General features: G+C 63.4%; 17 protein-coding genes. 14 read left to right on the top strand and 3 right to left on the bottom strand.

Features of this window, described 5'->3' with window-relative positions; genetic code table 11:
• Positions 1–125 precede the first annotated feature (125 nt).
• From prfB to LOY54_RS05695, 7 genes are all read left to right on the top strand, one after another.
• A protein-coding gene (gene prfB / locus LOY54_RS05665; RefSeq protein WP_143013309.1) for a peptide chain release factor 2 occupies positions 126–1,221 on the top strand; the annotation gives its coding sequence in 2 pieces (ribosomal slippage) (positions 126–197 and positions 199–1,221; 1,095 coding nt in all).
• A gap of 93 nt (positions 1,222–1,314) precedes the next feature.
• The gene (gene lysS / locus LOY54_RS05670; RefSeq protein WP_045193670.1) at positions 1,315–2,817 is read left to right on the top strand and encodes a lysine--tRNA ligase; all 1,503 of its coding nucleotides are present in this window, start codon (positions 1,315–1,317) and stop codon (positions 2,815–2,817) included.
• 100 nt (positions 2,818–2,917) lie between these two features.
• Positions 2,918–3,622 (top strand): TetR/AcrR family transcriptional regulator, encoded by a 705-nt coding sequence (locus LOY54_RS05675; RefSeq protein WP_045193669.1) that lies wholly within the window; start codon positions 2,918–2,920, stop codon positions 3,620–3,622.
• 28 nt (positions 3,623–3,650) lie between these two features.
• Positions 3,651–4,196 (top strand): hypothetical protein, encoded by a 546-nt coding sequence (locus LOY54_RS05680; RefSeq protein WP_258609744.1) that lies wholly within the window; start codon positions 3,651–3,653, stop codon positions 4,194–4,196.
• Between the two features lie 24 nt (positions 4,197–4,220).
• The gene (locus tag LOY54_RS05685) at positions 4,221–5,498 is read left to right on the top strand and encodes a flavohemoglobin expression-modulating QEGLA motif protein (protein ID WP_045193667.1); all 1,278 of its coding nucleotides are present in this window, start codon (positions 4,221–4,223) and stop codon (positions 5,496–5,498) included.
• The gene (locus tag LOY54_RS05690; RefSeq protein WP_258609746.1) at positions 5,470–6,393 is read left to right on the top strand and encodes an alpha/beta hydrolase; all 924 of its coding nucleotides are present in this window, start codon (positions 5,470–5,472) and stop codon (positions 6,391–6,393) included. The genes LOY54_RS05685 and LOY54_RS05690 overlap by 29 nt, the downstream gene beginning before the upstream one ends.
• Positions 6,390–6,719, top strand: a complete 330-nt coding sequence (locus LOY54_RS05695; RefSeq protein ID WP_093386728.1) for a hypothetical protein — start codon at positions 6,390–6,392, stop codon at positions 6,717–6,719. The genes LOY54_RS05690 and LOY54_RS05695 overlap by 4 nt, the downstream gene beginning before the upstream one ends.
• A gap of 108 nt (positions 6,720–6,827) precedes the next feature.
• Here the strand turns inward: LOY54_RS05695 and LOY54_RS05700 are convergent, their stop codons facing one another.
• The 3 genes from LOY54_RS05700 to LOY54_RS05710 form a co-directional block, all read right to left on the bottom strand.
• Positions 6,828–7,616 carry an OmpA family protein gene (locus tag LOY54_RS05700; protein WP_045193663.1) on the bottom strand — a complete coding sequence of 263 codons (789 nt, stop codon included), beginning with the start codon at positions 7,614–7,616 and terminating at the stop codon, positions 6,828–6,830.
• 50 nt (positions 7,617–7,666) lie between these two features.
• Positions 7,667–8,080 (bottom strand): DUF4398 domain-containing protein, encoded by a 414-nt coding sequence (locus LOY54_RS05705; protein WP_045193662.1) that lies wholly within the window; start codon positions 8,078–8,080, stop codon positions 7,667–7,669.
• Positions 8,081–8,351: 271 nt separating this feature from the next.
• A complete protein-coding gene (locus LOY54_RS05710) occupies positions 8,352–8,696 on the bottom strand; it encodes a pilin assembly protein (RefSeq protein ID WP_258609748.1) in 345 nt (114 codons plus the stop codon).
• A 157-nt stretch (positions 8,697–8,853) separates the two neighbouring features.
• Between LOY54_RS05710 and ppc the strand changes: the two genes are divergently transcribed.
• From ppc to LOY54_RS05745, 7 genes are all read left to right on the top strand, one after another.
• Positions 8,854–11,481, top strand: a complete 2,628-nt coding sequence (gene ppc, locus LOY54_RS05715) for a phosphoenolpyruvate carboxylase (protein WP_258609757.1) — start codon at positions 8,854–8,856, stop codon at positions 11,479–11,481.
• A 43-nt stretch (positions 11,482–11,524) separates the two neighbouring features.
• Positions 11,525–11,728 (top strand): hypothetical protein, encoded by a 204-nt coding sequence (locus tag LOY54_RS05720; RefSeq protein WP_093386719.1) that lies wholly within the window; start codon positions 11,525–11,527, stop codon positions 11,726–11,728.
• Positions 11,729–11,738: 10 nt separating this feature from the next.
• Positions 11,739–12,389: an adenylate kinase gene (gene adk / locus LOY54_RS05725; RefSeq protein ID WP_045193658.1), complete on the top strand. Its 651-nt coding sequence runs from the start codon at positions 11,739–11,741 to the stop codon at positions 12,387–12,389.
• 87 nt (positions 12,390–12,476) lie between these two features.
• Positions 12,477–13,151: a tRNA (adenosine(37)-N6)-threonylcarbamoyltransferase complex dimerization subunit type 1 TsaB gene (gene tsaB, locus LOY54_RS05730; protein WP_045193657.1), complete on the top strand. Its 675-nt coding sequence runs from the start codon at positions 12,477–12,479 to the stop codon at positions 13,149–13,151.
• A 129-nt stretch (positions 13,152–13,280) separates the two neighbouring features.
• Positions 13,281–13,577, top strand: a complete 297-nt coding sequence (locus tag LOY54_RS05735; protein WP_258609759.1) for a hypothetical protein — start codon at positions 13,281–13,283, stop codon at positions 13,575–13,577.
• 3 nt (positions 13,578–13,580) lie between these two features.
• The gene (locus tag LOY54_RS05740; protein WP_123565747.1) at positions 13,581–14,450 is read left to right on the top strand and encodes a DUF72 domain-containing protein; all 870 of its coding nucleotides are present in this window, start codon (positions 13,581–13,583) and stop codon (positions 14,448–14,450) included.
• Positions 14,451–14,483: 33 nt separating this feature from the next.
• Positions 14,484–15,314 (top strand): oxaloacetate decarboxylase, encoded by an 831-nt coding sequence (locus LOY54_RS05745; protein ID WP_258609761.1) that lies wholly within the window; start codon positions 14,484–14,486, stop codon positions 15,312–15,314.
• Positions 15,315–15,317: the final 3 nt, after the last annotated feature.

The following is a 15,317-nucleotide window of genomic DNA, read 5'->3' on the forward strand; positions in this document are numbered from 1 at the left end:
TGCAAGAAAAAACCTGGCGCCGGGTTTTTCTCCGGCCTCTTGTCGCTTGTAGCTTGCCGCTTGAAGCTGTAACTCCGCTATACTCTCCGGCTTTTCTACAGAATACGCACGAGAGCTGCCCGCCCATGGAAATCCAACCGATCCTGAACACCATCAAGGACCTCACCGAGCGCTCCGAGTCCATTCGGGGGTATCTTTGACTACGATCAAAAGCATGACCGCCTGATCGAAGTCAACCGCGAGCTCGAAGACCCGAACGTCTGGAACAAGCCCGAGTACGCTCAGGCCCTGGGCCGCGAACGTGCCATGCTGGCGCAGGTCGTCGAGACCCTGGACAAGATGTCCGGTGGCCTGGCCGACTGCCAGGACCTGCTCGACATGGCCGTCGAGGAAAATGACGAAGGCGCCGCGAGCGACGTCGTGACCGAGCTGCAAGGTCTGGAAGAAAGCCTGGCACAGCTTGAGTTCCGTCGCATGTTCAGCGGCGAGATGGACATGAACAACGCCTACCTGGACATCCAGGCCGGCTCCGGTGGTACCGAAGCGCAGGACTGGGCCAACATCCTCCTGCGCATGTACCTGCGCTGGGCCGACAAGCGCGGTTTCGACGCCACCATCATCGAGCTTTCCGAGGGTGAAGTCGCCGGCATCAAGGGTGCCACCGTGCACATCAAGGGCGAGTACGCCTTTGGCTGGCTGCGTACCGAGATCGGCGTGCACCGCCTGGTGCGCAAGAGCCCGTTCGACTCCGGCGCCCGTCGCCACACCTCGTTCTCGGCGGTGTTCGTGTCGCCCGAGATCGACGACAAGGTCGAAATCGACATCAACCCGTCCGACCTGCGCGTCGACACCTACCGCTCCTCGGGCGCCGGTGGTCAGCACGTAAACACCACCGACTCGGCAGTACGTATCACCCACGTGCCGACCAACACCGTGGTGGCCTGCCAGAACGAACGCTCCCAGCACGCCAACAAGGACACCGCCATGAAAATGCTGCGGGCCAAGTTGTACGAGCTGGAAATGCAGAAGCGCAACGCCGCCTCGCAGGCATTGGAAGACAGCAAGTCGGACATCGGCTGGGGCCACCAGATCCGTTCGTACGTGCTGGATGACTCGCGTATCAAGGACCTGCGTACCGGCGTCGAGCGCAGCGACTGCCAGAAGGTGCTGGACGGCGACCTCGACCAGTACCTGGAAGCGAGCCTCAAGCAGGGGCTGTAAGCCGCACACCACCGCCGCGATGCCCGGCCGCCCGCCGGCATCGCGTGCCCTGCCCGAAAAGGGCAACGAATACCTGATGGAAAGAATGACGACATGAGCGACCTGAAGACCGAATCGCAAGACCTGCAACAGGAAGAAAACAACCTGATCGCGCTGCGCAAGGAAAAACTTGCTGCCGAGCGCGCCAAGGGTAACGCCTTCCCCAACGACTTCCGCCGTGACAGCTACTGCAACGACCTGCAGAAACAGTATGTCGACAAGACCAAGGAAGAGCTGGAAGCAGCAGCGATTCCGGTCAAGGTTGCCGGGCGCATCATGCTCAACCGTGGCTCGTTCATGGTGATCCAGGACATGACCGGGCGCATCCAGGTCTACGTCAACCGCAAGACCCTGCCGGAAGAAACCCTGGCCGCGGTCAAGACCTGGGACCTGGGCGACATCATCGCCGCCGAAGGTACCCTGGCGCGCTCCGGCAAGGGCGACCTGTACGTCGAAATGACCAGCGTGCGCCTGCTGACCAAGTCGCTGCGCCCGCTGCCGGACAAGCACCACGGCCTGACCGACACCGAGCAGCGCTACCGCCAGCGCTACGTCGACCTGATGGTCAACGATGAAACCCGCCACACCTTCCGCGTTCGCTCGCAGGTCATCGCCCACATCCGCAACTTCCTGATGGCCCGCGACTTCCTCGAAGTCGAGACGCCAATGCTGCAGACCATTCCTGGTGGCGCCGCAGCCAAGCCGTTCGAAACCCACCACAATGCCCTGGACATGCAGATGTTCCTGCGCATCGCCCCGGAGCTGTACCTCAAGCGCCTGGTGGTCGGTGGTTTCGAGAAGGTCTTCGAGATCAACCGCAACTTCCGTAACGAAGGCGTTTCGACCCGGCACAACCCCGAGTTCACCATGCTCGAGTTCTACCAGGCCCACGCCGACTACGAAGACAACATGGACCTCACCGAGGAGCTGTTCCGCGAACTGGCCCAGCTGGTTCTGGGCAGCACCGACGTGCCGTACGGCGACAAGGTGTTCCACTTCGGCGAGCCGTTCGTGCGCCTGTCGGTGTTCGACTCGATCCTCAAGTACAACCCCGAGATCAGCGCCGCCGACCTGCAGGACATCGACAAGGCCCGCGAAATCGCCAAGAAGGCCGGCGCCAAGGTGCTCGGCTTCGAAGGCCTGGGCAAGCTACAGGTGATGATTTTCGAGGAGCTGGTCGAGCACAAGCTCGAGCAGCCGCACTTCATCACCCAGTACCCGTTCGAAGTCTCGCCGCTGGCCCGTCGCAACGATGACAACCCGAACGTCACCGACCGCTTCGAGCTGTTCATCGGTGGCCGTGAAATCGCCAACGCCTACTCCGAGCTCAACGATGCCGAAGACCAGGCCGAGCGTTTCATGGCCCAGGTGGCCGAGAAAGACGCCGGTGACGACGAAGCCATGCACTACGATGCCGACTTCGTCCGTGCCCTGGAATACGGCATGCCGCCAACCGCCGGTGAAGGCATCGGCATCGACCGTCTGGTGATGCTGCTGACCAACTCGCCATCGATTCGCGACGTCATCCTGTTCCCGCACATGCGCCCACAGGCCTGAGCGAACTGAACAAGCCGCCTTCCGGGGCGGCTTTTTCATGCCTGGAAGAAATTCATCGATCGGATCCAACGTTTGGGGTAGACCAGCAGTGACTCCTGCAATGACTCAACAAGGCGCCGCCTGCGTGGCTACAGCGGTGGCCGAAAGCGTGCAGTACCAGGGCCGCAAGGCCAGCCGCGAAGGCAGCGAGCAGCGCCGCCAGCAGATCCTCGACGCGGCCATGCGCATCGTCGTGCGTGATGGCGTGCGCGGCGTGCGCCACCGCGCGGTGGCAGCCGAGGCCGGCGTGCCGCTGTCGGCGACCACCTATTACTTCAAGGACATCGAAGACCTGCTCACCGACACCTTCGCCCAGTATGTCGAACGCAGCGCGGCCTACATGGCCAAGCTCTGGGAGAACACCGAGGTGGTGCTGCGCCAGTTGCTCTCCCAGGGCGATGGCAGCCCGCAGTGGCGGGCGCGCCTGGCCGATGAAGTAGCGAAGATGACCACCGACTATGTGCAGCGCCAGTTGCATAACCGCCGCGACTTTCTGATGGCCGAGCAGGCCTTTCGCCAGGAGGCGCTGCTGTGCCCGCGCCTGGCCGAGCTGGTCAAGCTGCACGAGCAGATTCTGCTGCGCGGCGCCGTGCAGATGCTGCAGGTGGTAGGCTCGTGTCAGCCACAACAGGATGCCCTGGTGTTGACGGCGATTATCGAGCAGATGGAATATCAGGGCCTGCTCGACGCTGAACAAGCCCAGGCTGAAGCGCCGATGCTCGCTATTCTTACCCGGTACCTGCATCTGGTCTTGGCGTCGGTGTAAGGCGCGAACCTATTTCAAGGAGAGGTTGATGAAAGCCAGAACCCTGCTGTTGGCATTGTCGTTCTTGCTGCTTGGCGGTTGTCTGGTCACCTTCAACGAGCCGATCCCGGCCAATAAGCCCGCGCCCAAGGCTCTGCTCGGCAAATGGACCAGCAAGGACGCCTGGGGCGAGCCGCTGACCCTGCAGATCAGCCGCAGCGGCGGCAACGCCTACAAGGCAGTGGCCATCGGCAAGAACAAGAAGCGCGACGAGTACGCCTTCACCGTGTCCCAGCACGGCAATCGCTGGTACCTCTCGGCCGGCGTGCCCAAGCGTCTGGGCGGCAACTTCCTGATCGGCGGTTTTGAAGTGCTCGATAACAAGGAACTGGTGGTCTACAACCTTGATGTCGAGCAGGTCAACCAGGCCGTGCAGAAGAAAGAGCTCAGCGGCCGCAGCATCGAGGTGCCCGAAGAAAACGGCGAAGGGGTTCTAATCGACAGCCCGGCCGAGCGCGTCCTGGCTTACCTGGACGACCCGGCCAACTCCGACCTGTTCATCGAAGTGGCGCGCTTCAAGCGGGCCGGCAAGTAATCAGCGCAATTCAAGGAGTGTAGGGTGGACGAGTACCAGCAGACGATACGTGCCCTGTCTGATCGCATTGTCCTGGCGCAAACGCCCATTCGCGTGCTCGATGCGGTGAAGTGGGACGACAATATCCGCCAGGGTTTCCTCAAGGCCAAGGGCAAGGAGCTGCCAGCGGTAGACCGCGCCTACTACCAAGGCCGGCCGCTGTCGTTCGACTCGGCGGCAGTCAAGCTTGAGTTCCAGAACATCGAGCGCGACATCACCCGCCAGCTTGGCCAGTTCAACCCGGTCGGGCAGATCATGCGGCGCATGTGCAAGGAATACCGCATGGTGGTGCGCATGCTCGAAGCGCGCGGCACCGAGGATTTCGGCCTGATCTCCCAGGAGCTGTACGGCGCAGCGTCCGATGCCTTCCATGCCGGTGACCCGACCCTGGCCGACCTCGGCCTGATGCTCTCGGACTACCTGAACAACATCGACGGCCGTGGCGACCTCAAGGACGAGCCGAAGAACCTCACCGCCAAGCAGGCCGTGGAGATGCTTCAGGGCCGCCTGAACAAGGTGTTCAACGAGGCCGAAGACACCATCCGCGTGTTCGAGTCCGACGGTATCGTCGCCGACGCCGCCGCTGGCGCCGACTACATCAAGATCCGTGCCGACGCCATGTTCAACAGCCGCGATGTGCGCGCGCTGGAGGTTCACGAAGGCCTGGTGCACGTTGGCACCACCCTCAACGGTCTCAACCAGCCGATCTGCACCTTCCTGGCCAAGGGCCCGCCCTCGTCGACCGTGACCCAGGAAGGCCTGGCGATCCTCATGGAAGTGATCGCCTTCGCCTCCTACCCCAGCCGCCTGCGCAAGCTGACCAATCGCACCCGCGCCATCCATATGGTCGAGGAGGGCGCCGACTTCATGCAGGTGTACGAGTTTTTCCGCGCCCAGGGTTTCGAGATGGCCGAAAGCTACGGCAACGCCAGCCGGGTGTTCCGTGGCTCGGTGCCCAACGGCTTGCCGTTTACCAAGGACTTGTCCTATCTCAAGGGCTTTATCATGGTTTACAACTATATTCAGTTGGCCGTGCGCAAGGGCAAGCTCGAACAGATCCCCTTGTTGTTCTGCGGCAAGACCACCCTTGAAGACATGCGCACCTTGCGCCAACTGGTCGATGAAGGCCTGGTGGAACCGCCCAAGTACCTGCCTGAGCAGTTTCGCGACCTCAACGCGCTGTCGGCCTGGATGTGTTTCTCCAACTTCCTCAACCACCTGAGCCTGGACCGGATTGAAGCCGATTACTCGAACATTCTCTGAAGCATGGCGCAGGCCCCTAGGCCTGCTGCTGGTGCTGCTGAGTCTGGGCGGCTGCAGTTCGCTGTTGTTCTATCCCGAGCCTGGCCAGCCGTTCACCCCCGAGAAAGCCAAACTCGCGTACCGCGACGTGACCCTGACCGCCGCTGACGGCACCCGCCTGCATGGCTGGTGGCTGCCGGCCAAGGCCGGTGTCGAGGTCAAGGGCACGGTGCTGCACCTGCATGGCAATGGCGGCAACCTGGCCTGGCATCTGGGCGGCAGTTGGTGGTTGCCGGAGCAGGGTTATCAGGTGCTGTTACTCGACTACCGCGGCTACGGCCTGTCGCAGGGCAAGCCCGGGTTGCCGGAGGTCTACCAGGACATCGCCGCGGCCCTGGCCTGGCTGGACCAGGCCCCCGAGGTACAGGGCAAGCCGCAGATCCTGCTGGGCCAGAGCCTGGGCGGCTCAATGGCCATCCATTACCTGGCCGAGCATCCGCGCCAGGCCGAGCGCTTCAAGGCCATGGTCTTCGATGGCGTACCGGCCAGCTACCGTCAGGTCGGGCGCTTTGCCCTGAGCAATTCGTGGTTGACCTGGCCGCTGCAGGTGCCTTTGTCGTGGCTGGTGCCCGATGGCGACAGTGCGATCCATTCGATCGCGCAGATCAAGGCCCCGCCCAAGCTGTTCTTCCACAGCATCGACGACCCCATCGTGCCGCTGGTCAACGGCCTGCAGTTGTATCAGGCTGCGCCGCCCCCGAGGGTGTTGCAGCTGACCCGTGGCGGGCATGTGCAGACCTTTGCCGACAAGACCTGGCGCCAGGTCATGTTGCGCTTTCTGGACGACCCGATGCATTTCAACGGGCTGCGGCGCCTGGCCGAAGTCCCCAACTACCCTGACGAGAAGTCGCAATGAGTGAAGAACGCAACGCCATCCCGCTGATCATTACCGGAGTCTGCAGCATCATCGGTACCGTCGCGGCCCTGTGGTACTACGGTTACCTGCATTTCGCCAAGCCCGAGGATGCCTTGCTGCTGTCCGACTTCACCATGCTCAAGACCATCCCTGGCGAGGACTACAAGATCTCCCTGCAGCCGGCCAGCCAGGTGGCGCAGTGCGTCGATGGCGTGCTGGTGTTGTTCGATACCGCGCAAAAAGGCCTGACTGGTGTGCTGGTCAACAACAAGAAGCAGGCAGTGCGTTGCCTGGGTCAGGAAACCCCACAAGAAGTGAAAGAGTAATTGCGGGAGCGGCGGTGCGGCGATCCGACTTGACCCGTGATGAAGGCCCGCAAGCCAAACAAAAATCCCGCCATACTCGGCGGGATTTTTTTTACTGCACAGCTAGCTTCAGTTCAGCTGGCTCACCGAACGCGGCGCCACCGGCTGGTTGTCGTTGGAAATGGTCACTTCCACCCGACGGTTCTGCGCGCGACCCGAGTTGCTGGTGTTGTCGGCCACCGGATACTCCTTGCCGTAGCCCTGGGCGACGATGCGCGCCGGATCTACACCGGCACGTACCAGCGCCATGCGCACGGCCGCGGCGCGGCGCTCGGACAGCGATTGGTTGTAGTTGGCGCTGCCCTTGCTGTCGGTGTAGCCCTCGACGATCACCTTGCGGTCAGGGTTCTCCTGGAGGAACTGCGCCAGCTTGGTGATGTTCGGGTAGGCGCTGCTCTTGAGCGTGGCCTTGTCGAAGTCGAACAGCACGTCGCCGAAGGTCACCAGGGTGCCGCGGTCGGTCTGCTTGGCGTTGAGGCTGTCCTGCAGCTTCTTGATCTGCGCATCACGGGCATCCAGGCGCGCCTGGGCACGCTGGGCGGCAGCGTTTTTCAGGTTGCCTTCGGCAGTGCGCAGGGCAATGGTCTGCTTGGCCACTTCAACCCGCTGGTTGGTCAGGTAGGCAAGCTGGTCGACTTTTTTCGAGTCTTCCTTGTCCATGTAGGCTTTGTCGGCCTTGTTCAGCCAGTCCTGGGCGTCCTTGGTTTCAAGGGCCGCGACCTTGGCGGCCTGCGGGTTGCTCTGCAGGGCCGAGAAGTTGGTCCGGGCCGATTCCAGGTTGGCGTTCGGCTGCGTCGAGCAGGCGGCCAGGCCAACGCTCAGGGCCAGAAGGGCGGGGATCATCACGTGTTTACGCATAATGGTTCATCCTTTGATCGATTACGAATGCACGGGTCGGTGAGCGGGCGTCATTCGACGCTGCGCATGCCTTCCTCACGCAGGTCCTGAACGCCCTGGCGGGCATCCTGTACGGCTTTCTCGGCCTTGGCGGCCTGGGCCTTGCGCTCGGCGACGCGGGCGTCCCACTCGGCCTGCTCGGCCAGGCGCTTGGCGTCGTCGTACTTCTTGTCGTGCATGGCGATTTCCGCCTGTTTGAGCTTGTCCTGCGCAGCCTTCATCTCGACGGCGGCAAACTCGGTACCGCCGGCGCTGACAGCGGAATTGACCGCCGATTGCGTGACAGCGTACTGCTCGGTAGGTGGGTTGCCGGCACAGCCGGCCAGGACCAGGCTGCTGCCCAGTGCCAGCGCGGCCAGCTTGAGCCCGCGCAGGTGAGTGGACGGGGTGTTTGCGGTGCGGGTCTTCATGGTGGTCAACTCCATTGGATCACTCCTGATGAACAACGAATTCCGTAACAGTCCATCGGCGCGACCTGTCAGCTACGGGACTGCTCTGACCCGGTTCTGAAAGGGTTTTGCCGTGATGGCTATTGGCTGTGACCGAAGCGTTTTTTGAATAGTTCAGAAAAAAGTGCCGCTTGTTCGCGGTTTTTTCTGACTGATCGGTCAGTGGGTTTTTCGTTGAACTTTGAGGTTTGTGCGCGGTACGCGAGCGCCTGCGCGGGCGCTCGCAGCGCGGGTGAAGGCGGGTCGATCAAGGCTTGCCGGCGTCTTTGCCGCTGCTCATTTCGTGCAGGTAACGACGGGAAAGGGCGAGAAAGCGCGGGGTCGGGCCGATGTCTTCATAGAGCGGGTCGCCTTCTTCATCAGTGGCAATCACCACCGCGCCCTGAACATACGGAAAGCTCGCTTCCAGCTCTTCAAGCGCAGCCCCGAGCAGTTCGCCGAGCAGTTCTTCGGGTTGGCGCTTGGGGTACATCTCGGCCAGGGCCGCCAGGCGCGCCGCCGCTTCCATGTCCAGGTGCAGGACATGGCCGGTGGGGCTCAGCGAGCCTTTGGCGTGCTGTTCCCAATGCTGGGCAAGATCACGGATTTTCATGATGGTCTCCTGTGTGCCTGTGTTGAGCGTAGTTCACCCAGTAGCTCAACCCTGTAGCTCAGCCCTGTAGCCCAGCCATGGCCCTGCCTTGAAGCCCGGGCGCTACTGGGGCACTCTGGACCCAGAGCGGTTTTCCCGAATGCCGGAGACATGGCTGATGACTGATATCGATGTGCGCTTGCGTGAAGATGTTCATTTGTTGGGCGAGTTGTTGGGCGATACCGTGCGCGAGCAGCACGGCGAAGCGTTTTTGCAGACCATCGAGGACATACGCCGCAGTGCCAAGGCCGACCGCAGCGGTAGCGCCGAGCAACTGAGCTCGACCCTCAATGACCTCGCCGAAGACCAATTGCTGCCCGTGGCGCGGGCCTTCAACCAGTTTCTCAACCTGGCCAACATCGCCGAGCAGTATCAGCTGATCCGCCGCCGCGACGCCGGCCAGGCCGAACCTTTCGAAGCGCGGGTGCTGCCCGAACTGCTGGCGCGGCTCAAGGCCGCCGGCCACAGCGACGATGCCCTGGCCCGGCAACTGGGCAAGCTCAGCATCGAGCTGGTGCTTACCGCCCACCCGACCGAGGTGGCGCGGCGCACCTTGATCCAGAAGTACGACGCGATTGCCGCGCAACTGGCTGCCCAGGATCACCGCGACCTGACCCCCGCCGAACGCGAGCAGATCCGCGAACGCCTGCAACGGCTGATCGCCGAAGCCTGGCACACCGAAGAAATCCGCCGCACCCGGCCCACCCCGGTAGACGAAGCCAAATGGGGCTTTGCGGTGATCGAGCATTCGCTATGGCAAGCGGTGCCACACCACTTGCGCAAGGTCGACAAGGCCCTGCACCAGGCCACCGGCCTGCGCCTGCCGCTGGAGGCGGCGCCGATCCGCTTTGCCTCGTGGATGGGCGGCGACCGTGACGGCAACCCCAATGTCACTGCGCCGGTGACCCGTGAAGTGCTGTTGCTGGCGCGCTGGATGGCCGCTGACCTGTTTTTACGCGATATCGATGCCCTGGCCGCCGAACTGTCGATGCAGCAGGCCAGCGAAGCGCTGAGGGCCAAGGTGGGCGAGTCGGCCGAGCCTTATCGCGCCGTGCTCAAGCAATTGCGTGAGCGCCTGCGGGTCACCCGCGCCTGGGCCCATGCCGCGCTGACCACGGCGCAAGCGCCGGCCGCTGAAGTGCTGCAGGACAACCGTGAACTGTTCGAGCCGCTGCAGCTGTGCTTTGAGTCGCTGCACGCCTGTGGCATGGGTGTTATCGCCGACGGCCCGCTGCTCGATTGCCTGCGTCGGGCGGTGACTTTCGGCCTGTTTCTGGTGCGTCTGGACGTGCGCCAGGACGCCGCCCGGCACACCTCGGCGCTGAGTGAAATCACCGAATACCTGGGCCTTGGCCGCTACGCCGAGTGGGATGAAGACGCGCGTGTGGCCTTCCTGCAGCAGGAACTCAACAGCCGGCGGCCGCTGTTGCCCAGCTACTTCAAACCCCAGGCCGACACCGCCGAAGTGCTCGCCACCTGCCGCGAGATTGCCGCTGCACCGGCAGCTTCGCTGGGCTCCTATGTGATCTCCATGGCCGGCGCCGCTTCCGATGTGCTGGCGGTGCAGTTGCTGCTCAAAGAGGCCGGCGTGCTGCGGCCGATGCGCGTGGTGCCGTTGTTCGAAACCCTCGCCGACCTGGACAACGCCGGGCCGGTGATGGAGCGCCTGCTGGGCTTGCCGGGGTATCGCGCCGGCCTGCACGGCCCGCAGGAGGTGATGATCGGCTATTCCGATTCGGCCAAGGATGCCGGCACCACGGCCGCGGCCTGGGCCCAGTACCGCGCCCAGGAAACCCTGGTGCGCATCTGCCGCGAGCAGCAGGTCGAACTGCTGTTGTTCCACGGCCGTGGCGGTACCGTCGGGCGTGGCGGCGGCCCGGCCCATGCGGCAATCCTGTCGCAGCCGCCGGGTTCGGTGGCCGGGCGCTTCCGCACTACCGAGCAGGGCGAGATGATCCGCTTCAAATTCGGTTTGCCGGACATCGCCGAGCAGAACCTGAACCTCTACCTGGCGGCGGTGCTCGAAGCGACCCAGCTGCCACCGCCGCCGCCACAACCAGCCTGGCGCGCGCTGATGGACCAGCTGGCCGCCGATGGCGTCAAGGCCTATCGCGGCGTGGTGCGCGACAACCCCGAGTTCGTCGAGTACTTCCGCCAGTCCACCCCCGAACAGGAACTCGGCCGCCTGCCGCTGGGCAGCCGCCCGGCCAAGCGCCGCGCCGGTGGCATCGAAAGCCTGCGGGCGATCCCGTGGATTTTCGGCTGGACTCAGACCCGCCTGATGCTGCCGGCCTGGCTCGGCTGGGAAGCGGCATTGAACAACGCCCTGTCTCGCGGCCAGGGGCCGTTGCTGGCCGAGATGCGCGAGCAGTGGCCGTTTTTCCGCACACGCATCGACATGCTGGAGATGGTTCTGGCCAAGGCCGATGCCGATATCGCCCGCTCCTACGACGAACGTCTGGTGCAACCAGAACTGCGACCTTTGGGTGCACATTTGCGCGACCTATTGTCGCAGGCGTGCCAGGTGGTGTTGGGGCTGACCGGGCAGCCGGTGCTACTGGCGCACAGCCCCGAAACCCTGGAATTCATCCGCTTGCGCAACACCTATCTGGACCCGCTGCATCTATTGCAGGCTGAGCTGCTGGCGCGCTCGCGTGGGCGTGAAGCCGCTCTGGACAGCCCGTTGGAGCAGGCCTTGCTGGTCACCGTGGCCGGCATCGCGGCAGGTTTGCGCAATACCGGCTGAGTTGGCAAAACGCTTTGCCGAGGGTTTGCCCAGGAAGGGCAGAATGCTTGTAAAGCAACAGGTTGCGCTCGGCGCAACCTGTGCTGCAAGTGGCCACAGTGCGTGGGTTTTTCCGACTTTCGAGCGCTTGTGTGGCTTGCGGGCGCTGTGTATCTTGAGCAGCCTTTTGATCGAAATTACGATCATCACCCAAATTCCGGGATTGGCCCTGCGTGGCAAACCCACTGATTTGCTTACAAAAAAATGAGGAGCACAAGATGCGCGTAATTCTGCTGGGAGCTCCCGGGGCCGGTAAAGGTACTCAGGCAAAGTTCATCACCGAAAAGTTCGGTATTCCACAGATTTCCACTGGCGACATGCTGCGCGCCGCGGTCAAAGCCGGCACCCCGCTGGGCCTGGAAGCCAAGGCGATCATGGACGCTGGCAAGCTGGTCTCCGACGAGCTGATCATCAACCTGGTCAAGGACCGTATTGCCCAGCCTGACTGCGCCAACGGCTTCCTGTTCGACGGCTTCCCGCGCACCATTCCTCAGGCTGAAGCCCTGGTGACTGCTGGCGTCGAGCTGGATGCCGTGGTCGAAATCGCTGTCGAAGACGAAGAAATCGTTCAGCGTATCGCTGGCCGCCGTGTGCACGAAGGTTCGGGCCGCGTTTACCACGTTGTCTACAACCCGCCAAAGGTTGAAGGCAAGGACGACGAAACCGGCGAAGCGCTGGTGCAGCGCAAAGACGACACCGAAGAAACCGTGCGTCATCGCCTGTCGGTCTACCACGACCAGACCAAGCCGCTGGTAGACTTCTACCAGAAGCTCTCGGCTGCCAACGCTGGCAAGCCGAAGTACGCGCATATCGAAGGCGTGGGCTCGGTTGACGCGATCACCGCCAAGGTCCTGGCGGCACTGAGCTGATCGACGCTCGGTAGTGCAGACAACGGCCCGCTTGCGGGCCGTTGTTGTTTATAATGCTGCTCTTTTTTCTTGCCCCTGGAACCCCCGATGACCACCTTGCTGGCCCTCGACACCGCCACCGAAGCCTGCTCCGTTGCCTTGCTGCATGATGGCAAGGTTTCCAGCCACTATGAGGTGATCCCGCGCCTGCACGCGCAGAAGCTGCTGCCGATGATCCAGCAACTGCTGGCCGATGCCGGCGTCACCCTGCAACAGCTCGATGCCATCGCCTTCGGTCGTGGCCCGGGCGCCTTCACTGGCGTGCGCATTGCCATTGGCGTGGTCCAGGGCCTGGCCTTCGCCCTCGAGCGGCCGGTACTGCCGGTGTCCAACCTGGCCGTGCTGGCCCAGCGCGCGATGCGTGAGCAGGGCGTGCAGCAAGTGGCGGCGGCAATCGATGCGCGCATGGACGAGGTCTACTGGGGCTGCTATCGCAACGTTGACGGCGAAATGCGCCTGCAGGGCAAGGAGGCGGTGCTGCCACCGGAGCAAGTAGCTTTGCCCGAGGGTGCCAGCGGCGACTGGTTTGGCGCGGGCACTGGCTGGGGCTATGCCGAGCGCCTGGCGGTCAAGGCCTGCGGCCAGGACGCCAGCCTGCTGCCCCATGCCCAGGACCTGCTGAGCCTAGCGACCTTCGCCTGGCAGCGCGGCGAGGCGATTGCCGCCGACCTCGCGCAACCTGTGTACCTGCGCGACAAGGTGGCCACGCCGAAAGCGCGCTGAGTGCAGTTCGTCGGTTATTCCCAGGCAAAATAAAACCTTTTGCCCGATCTGTGGTCCAGTTATCAATCGGGCATTAGCGAAGGATCAGCGATGCTGCTAAATTGCCATCACTGCTCCTGAGTAATCGCCATGCGCATAGACGGTTTTTCTTCTCAGCCCTACCCCATCAAGCGAGCCCCGCGCAAAGCGCCGGTACGTACCGATGACGTGGACGACGAAGATCTGCCGGGCGAGTTCGAAGTACAGGCGCAAGCCAGCGCCAGCCACGGCCAGGCGCGCACTGGCGGCCTGCCTGCGCGGCCTCAGGACATGATCTTCCCGCGGGCGCGCAACAAGCGCACCGCCCATGCCCTGGCCAGCTACCTGACCACTGCCGGTTTCGTTGACTGGGAGATGGAAGTACTGGGGCTGGACCTGTACATTTGATGGATGAGTCTGTCCACGCTGCCCTATTTTGTCGGTTGTCCGTCCTGGAGTGAAAACGCCTGGCGCGAGTACCTGTACCCGGCCGAGGCTAAAACCAGCGACTTCCTCGGCCTGTATAGCCAGGTCTTCAATGCCGTAGAAGGCAACACCACCTTTTATGCCCGCCCGGCACCGGCGACCATCGAACGCTGGGCGCAGCTGATGCCGGCGCACTTTCGCTTCACCGCCAAGTTCCCCGGCGACATCAGCCACAGCGGTGACCTGCACGCTCAACTGGCCGCCGCCCAGTCCTTCATCGAATTGCTCAAGCCCCTTGGCGCACGGGTTGCGCCGTACTGGCTGCAGTTGCCGGCAACCTTCGGCCCGGCGCGCCTGAGCGAGCTGGTGAACTTTATCGACGAGGCTGGCGTGCCCATCGCCGTCGAGGTGCGCAATGCGGCGTTCTTCAGCAAGGGCGAGGAAGAGCGCCTGCTCAACCGCCTGCTGCTTGAGCGTGGTGTGGAGCGCATCTGTCTCGACCCTCGTGCGTTGTTCAGTTGTACTTCACAGACGCCCGAGGTGCTCCACGCCCAGTCGAAAAAACCGCGCGTGCCGCCTCGCCCGACCGCCTTTACCCAGCACCCGCAGATCCGCTTCATCGGCCACCCGGAACTGGCCGCCAACGAGCCGTTTCTGCTGCCGTGGCTGGACAAGGTCGCGGCCTGGATCGAGGAGGGGCGCAGCCCCTATGTTTTCCTGCATACTGCCGACAACCGCCTGGCCGCCGCCCTGGCCCGGCGTTTTCATCAAGGCCTGATGGAGCGCCTGCCGGGTCTTGCGGCCTTGCCTGAACTGGACCGCACGCCAGAAGCCGAACAACTCGGCCTGCTCTGAGCGCGTCCTGCCGCCTGCCCGGGAGCCGAGATCATGGATGTGCAAACCCTGCGTGCCGAAGCCTTCAAAGCCCTGCATGAGCGCGATGGCGCCTTTGTCATTCCCAACCCTTGGGATGCCGGCTCGGCCAAGCTGCTGGCCAGCCTCGGCTTCGAGGCGTTGGCCACCACCAGCGCCGGCCTGGCGTTCTCCCTGGGGCGGCCAGATGCCGAAGGGGCGATGAGCCTGGATGAAACCCTGGTCAATGCCCGCGCCATTGTCGATGCCACGGCGTTGCCGGTGGCCGCGGACCTTGAGAACGGTTTCAGCGACGACCCCAAGGGCTGTGCCGAGGCGATCCTGCAGGGCGCCGCCATTGGCCTGGTGGGCGGCTCGATCGAGGATGCCAGCGGCAATGCCGACGAGCCAATCTACAGCTTCTATCACGCCGTGGAGCGGGTCGAGGCGGCCGTCGCCGCCGCGCGCAGCCTGGACTTTCCGTTCATGCTCTGTGCCCGCGCGGAAAACCTGCTGCACGGGCGCATGGACCTGGACGACACCATCGCCCGCCTGCAGGCCTTCGCCGAAGCCGGTGCCGATGTGCTGTATGCGCCGGGCTTGCGTACGGCCGAGGAGATCCGCCGGGTGGTCCAGGCGGTGGCGCCGAAGCCGGTCAATGTGCTGATGGGCCTGAGCGGTGTGTGCTTGAGTTTTGCCGACGTTCAAGCGCTGGGGGTCAAGCGCATCAGCGTCGGCTCATCGCTGGCGCGGGCCGCCTATGGGGCGTTTTTCAACGCTGCGCAGCAGATTCATGATCAAGGCTGTTTTGACTACGCCGACCAGGCGCTGTCGTTCGACCAGCTCAATGCATTGTTCAGGCGCTGATCG

Source organism: Pseudomonas sp. B21-032 (assembly GCF_024748965.1).
Classification (GTDB): Bacteria; Pseudomonadota; Gammaproteobacteria; order Pseudomonadales; family Pseudomonadaceae; genus Aquipseudomonas.

Coding starts and splice junctions, on each gene's coding strand:
- lysS (WP_045193670.1), top strand. CDS start 1,315: ATGAGCGACCTGAAGACCGAATCGCAAGACCTGCAACAGGAAGAAAAC.
- LOY54_RS05675 (WP_045193669.1), top strand. CDS start 2,918: ATGACTCAACAAGGCGCCGCCTGCGTGGCTACAGCGGTGGCCGAAAGC.
- LOY54_RS05680 (WP_258609744.1), top strand. CDS start 3,651: ATGAAAGCCAGAACCCTGCTGTTGGCATTGTCGTTCTTGCTGCTTGGC.
- LOY54_RS05695 (WP_093386728.1), top strand. CDS start 6,390: ATGAGTGAAGAACGCAACGCCATCCCGCTGATCATTACCGGAGTCTGC.
- LOY54_RS05700 (WP_045193663.1), bottom strand. CDS start 7,616: ATGCGTAAACACGTGATGATCCCCGCCCTTCTGGCCCTGAGCGTTGGC.
- LOY54_RS05705 (WP_045193662.1), bottom strand. CDS start 8,080: ATGGAGTTGACCACCATGAAGACCCGCACCGCAAACACCCCGTCCACT.
- LOY54_RS05710 (WP_258609748.1), bottom strand. CDS start 8,696: ATGAAAATCCGTGATCTTGCCCAGCATTGGGAACAGCACGCCAAAGGC.
- ppc (WP_258609757.1), top strand. CDS start 8,854: ATGACTGATATCGATGTGCGCTTGCGTGAAGATGTTCATTTGTTGGGC.
- LOY54_RS05720 (WP_093386719.1), top strand. CDS start 11,525: ATGCTTGTAAAGCAACAGGTTGCGCTCGGCGCAACCTGTGCTGCAAGT.
- adk (WP_045193658.1), top strand. CDS start 11,739: ATGCGCGTAATTCTGCTGGGAGCTCCCGGGGCCGGTAAAGGTACTCAG.
- tsaB (WP_045193657.1), top strand. CDS start 12,477: ATGACCACCTTGCTGGCCCTCGACACCGCCACCGAAGCCTGCTCCGTT.
- LOY54_RS05735 (WP_258609759.1), top strand. CDS start 13,281: ATGCGCATAGACGGTTTTTCTTCTCAGCCCTACCCCATCAAGCGAGCC.
- LOY54_RS05740 (WP_123565747.1), top strand. CDS start 13,581: ATGAGTCTGTCCACGCTGCCCTATTTTGTCGGTTGTCCGTCCTGGAGT.
- LOY54_RS05745 (WP_258609761.1), top strand. CDS start 14,484: ATGGATGTGCAAACCCTGCGTGCCGAAGCCTTCAAAGCCCTGCATGAG.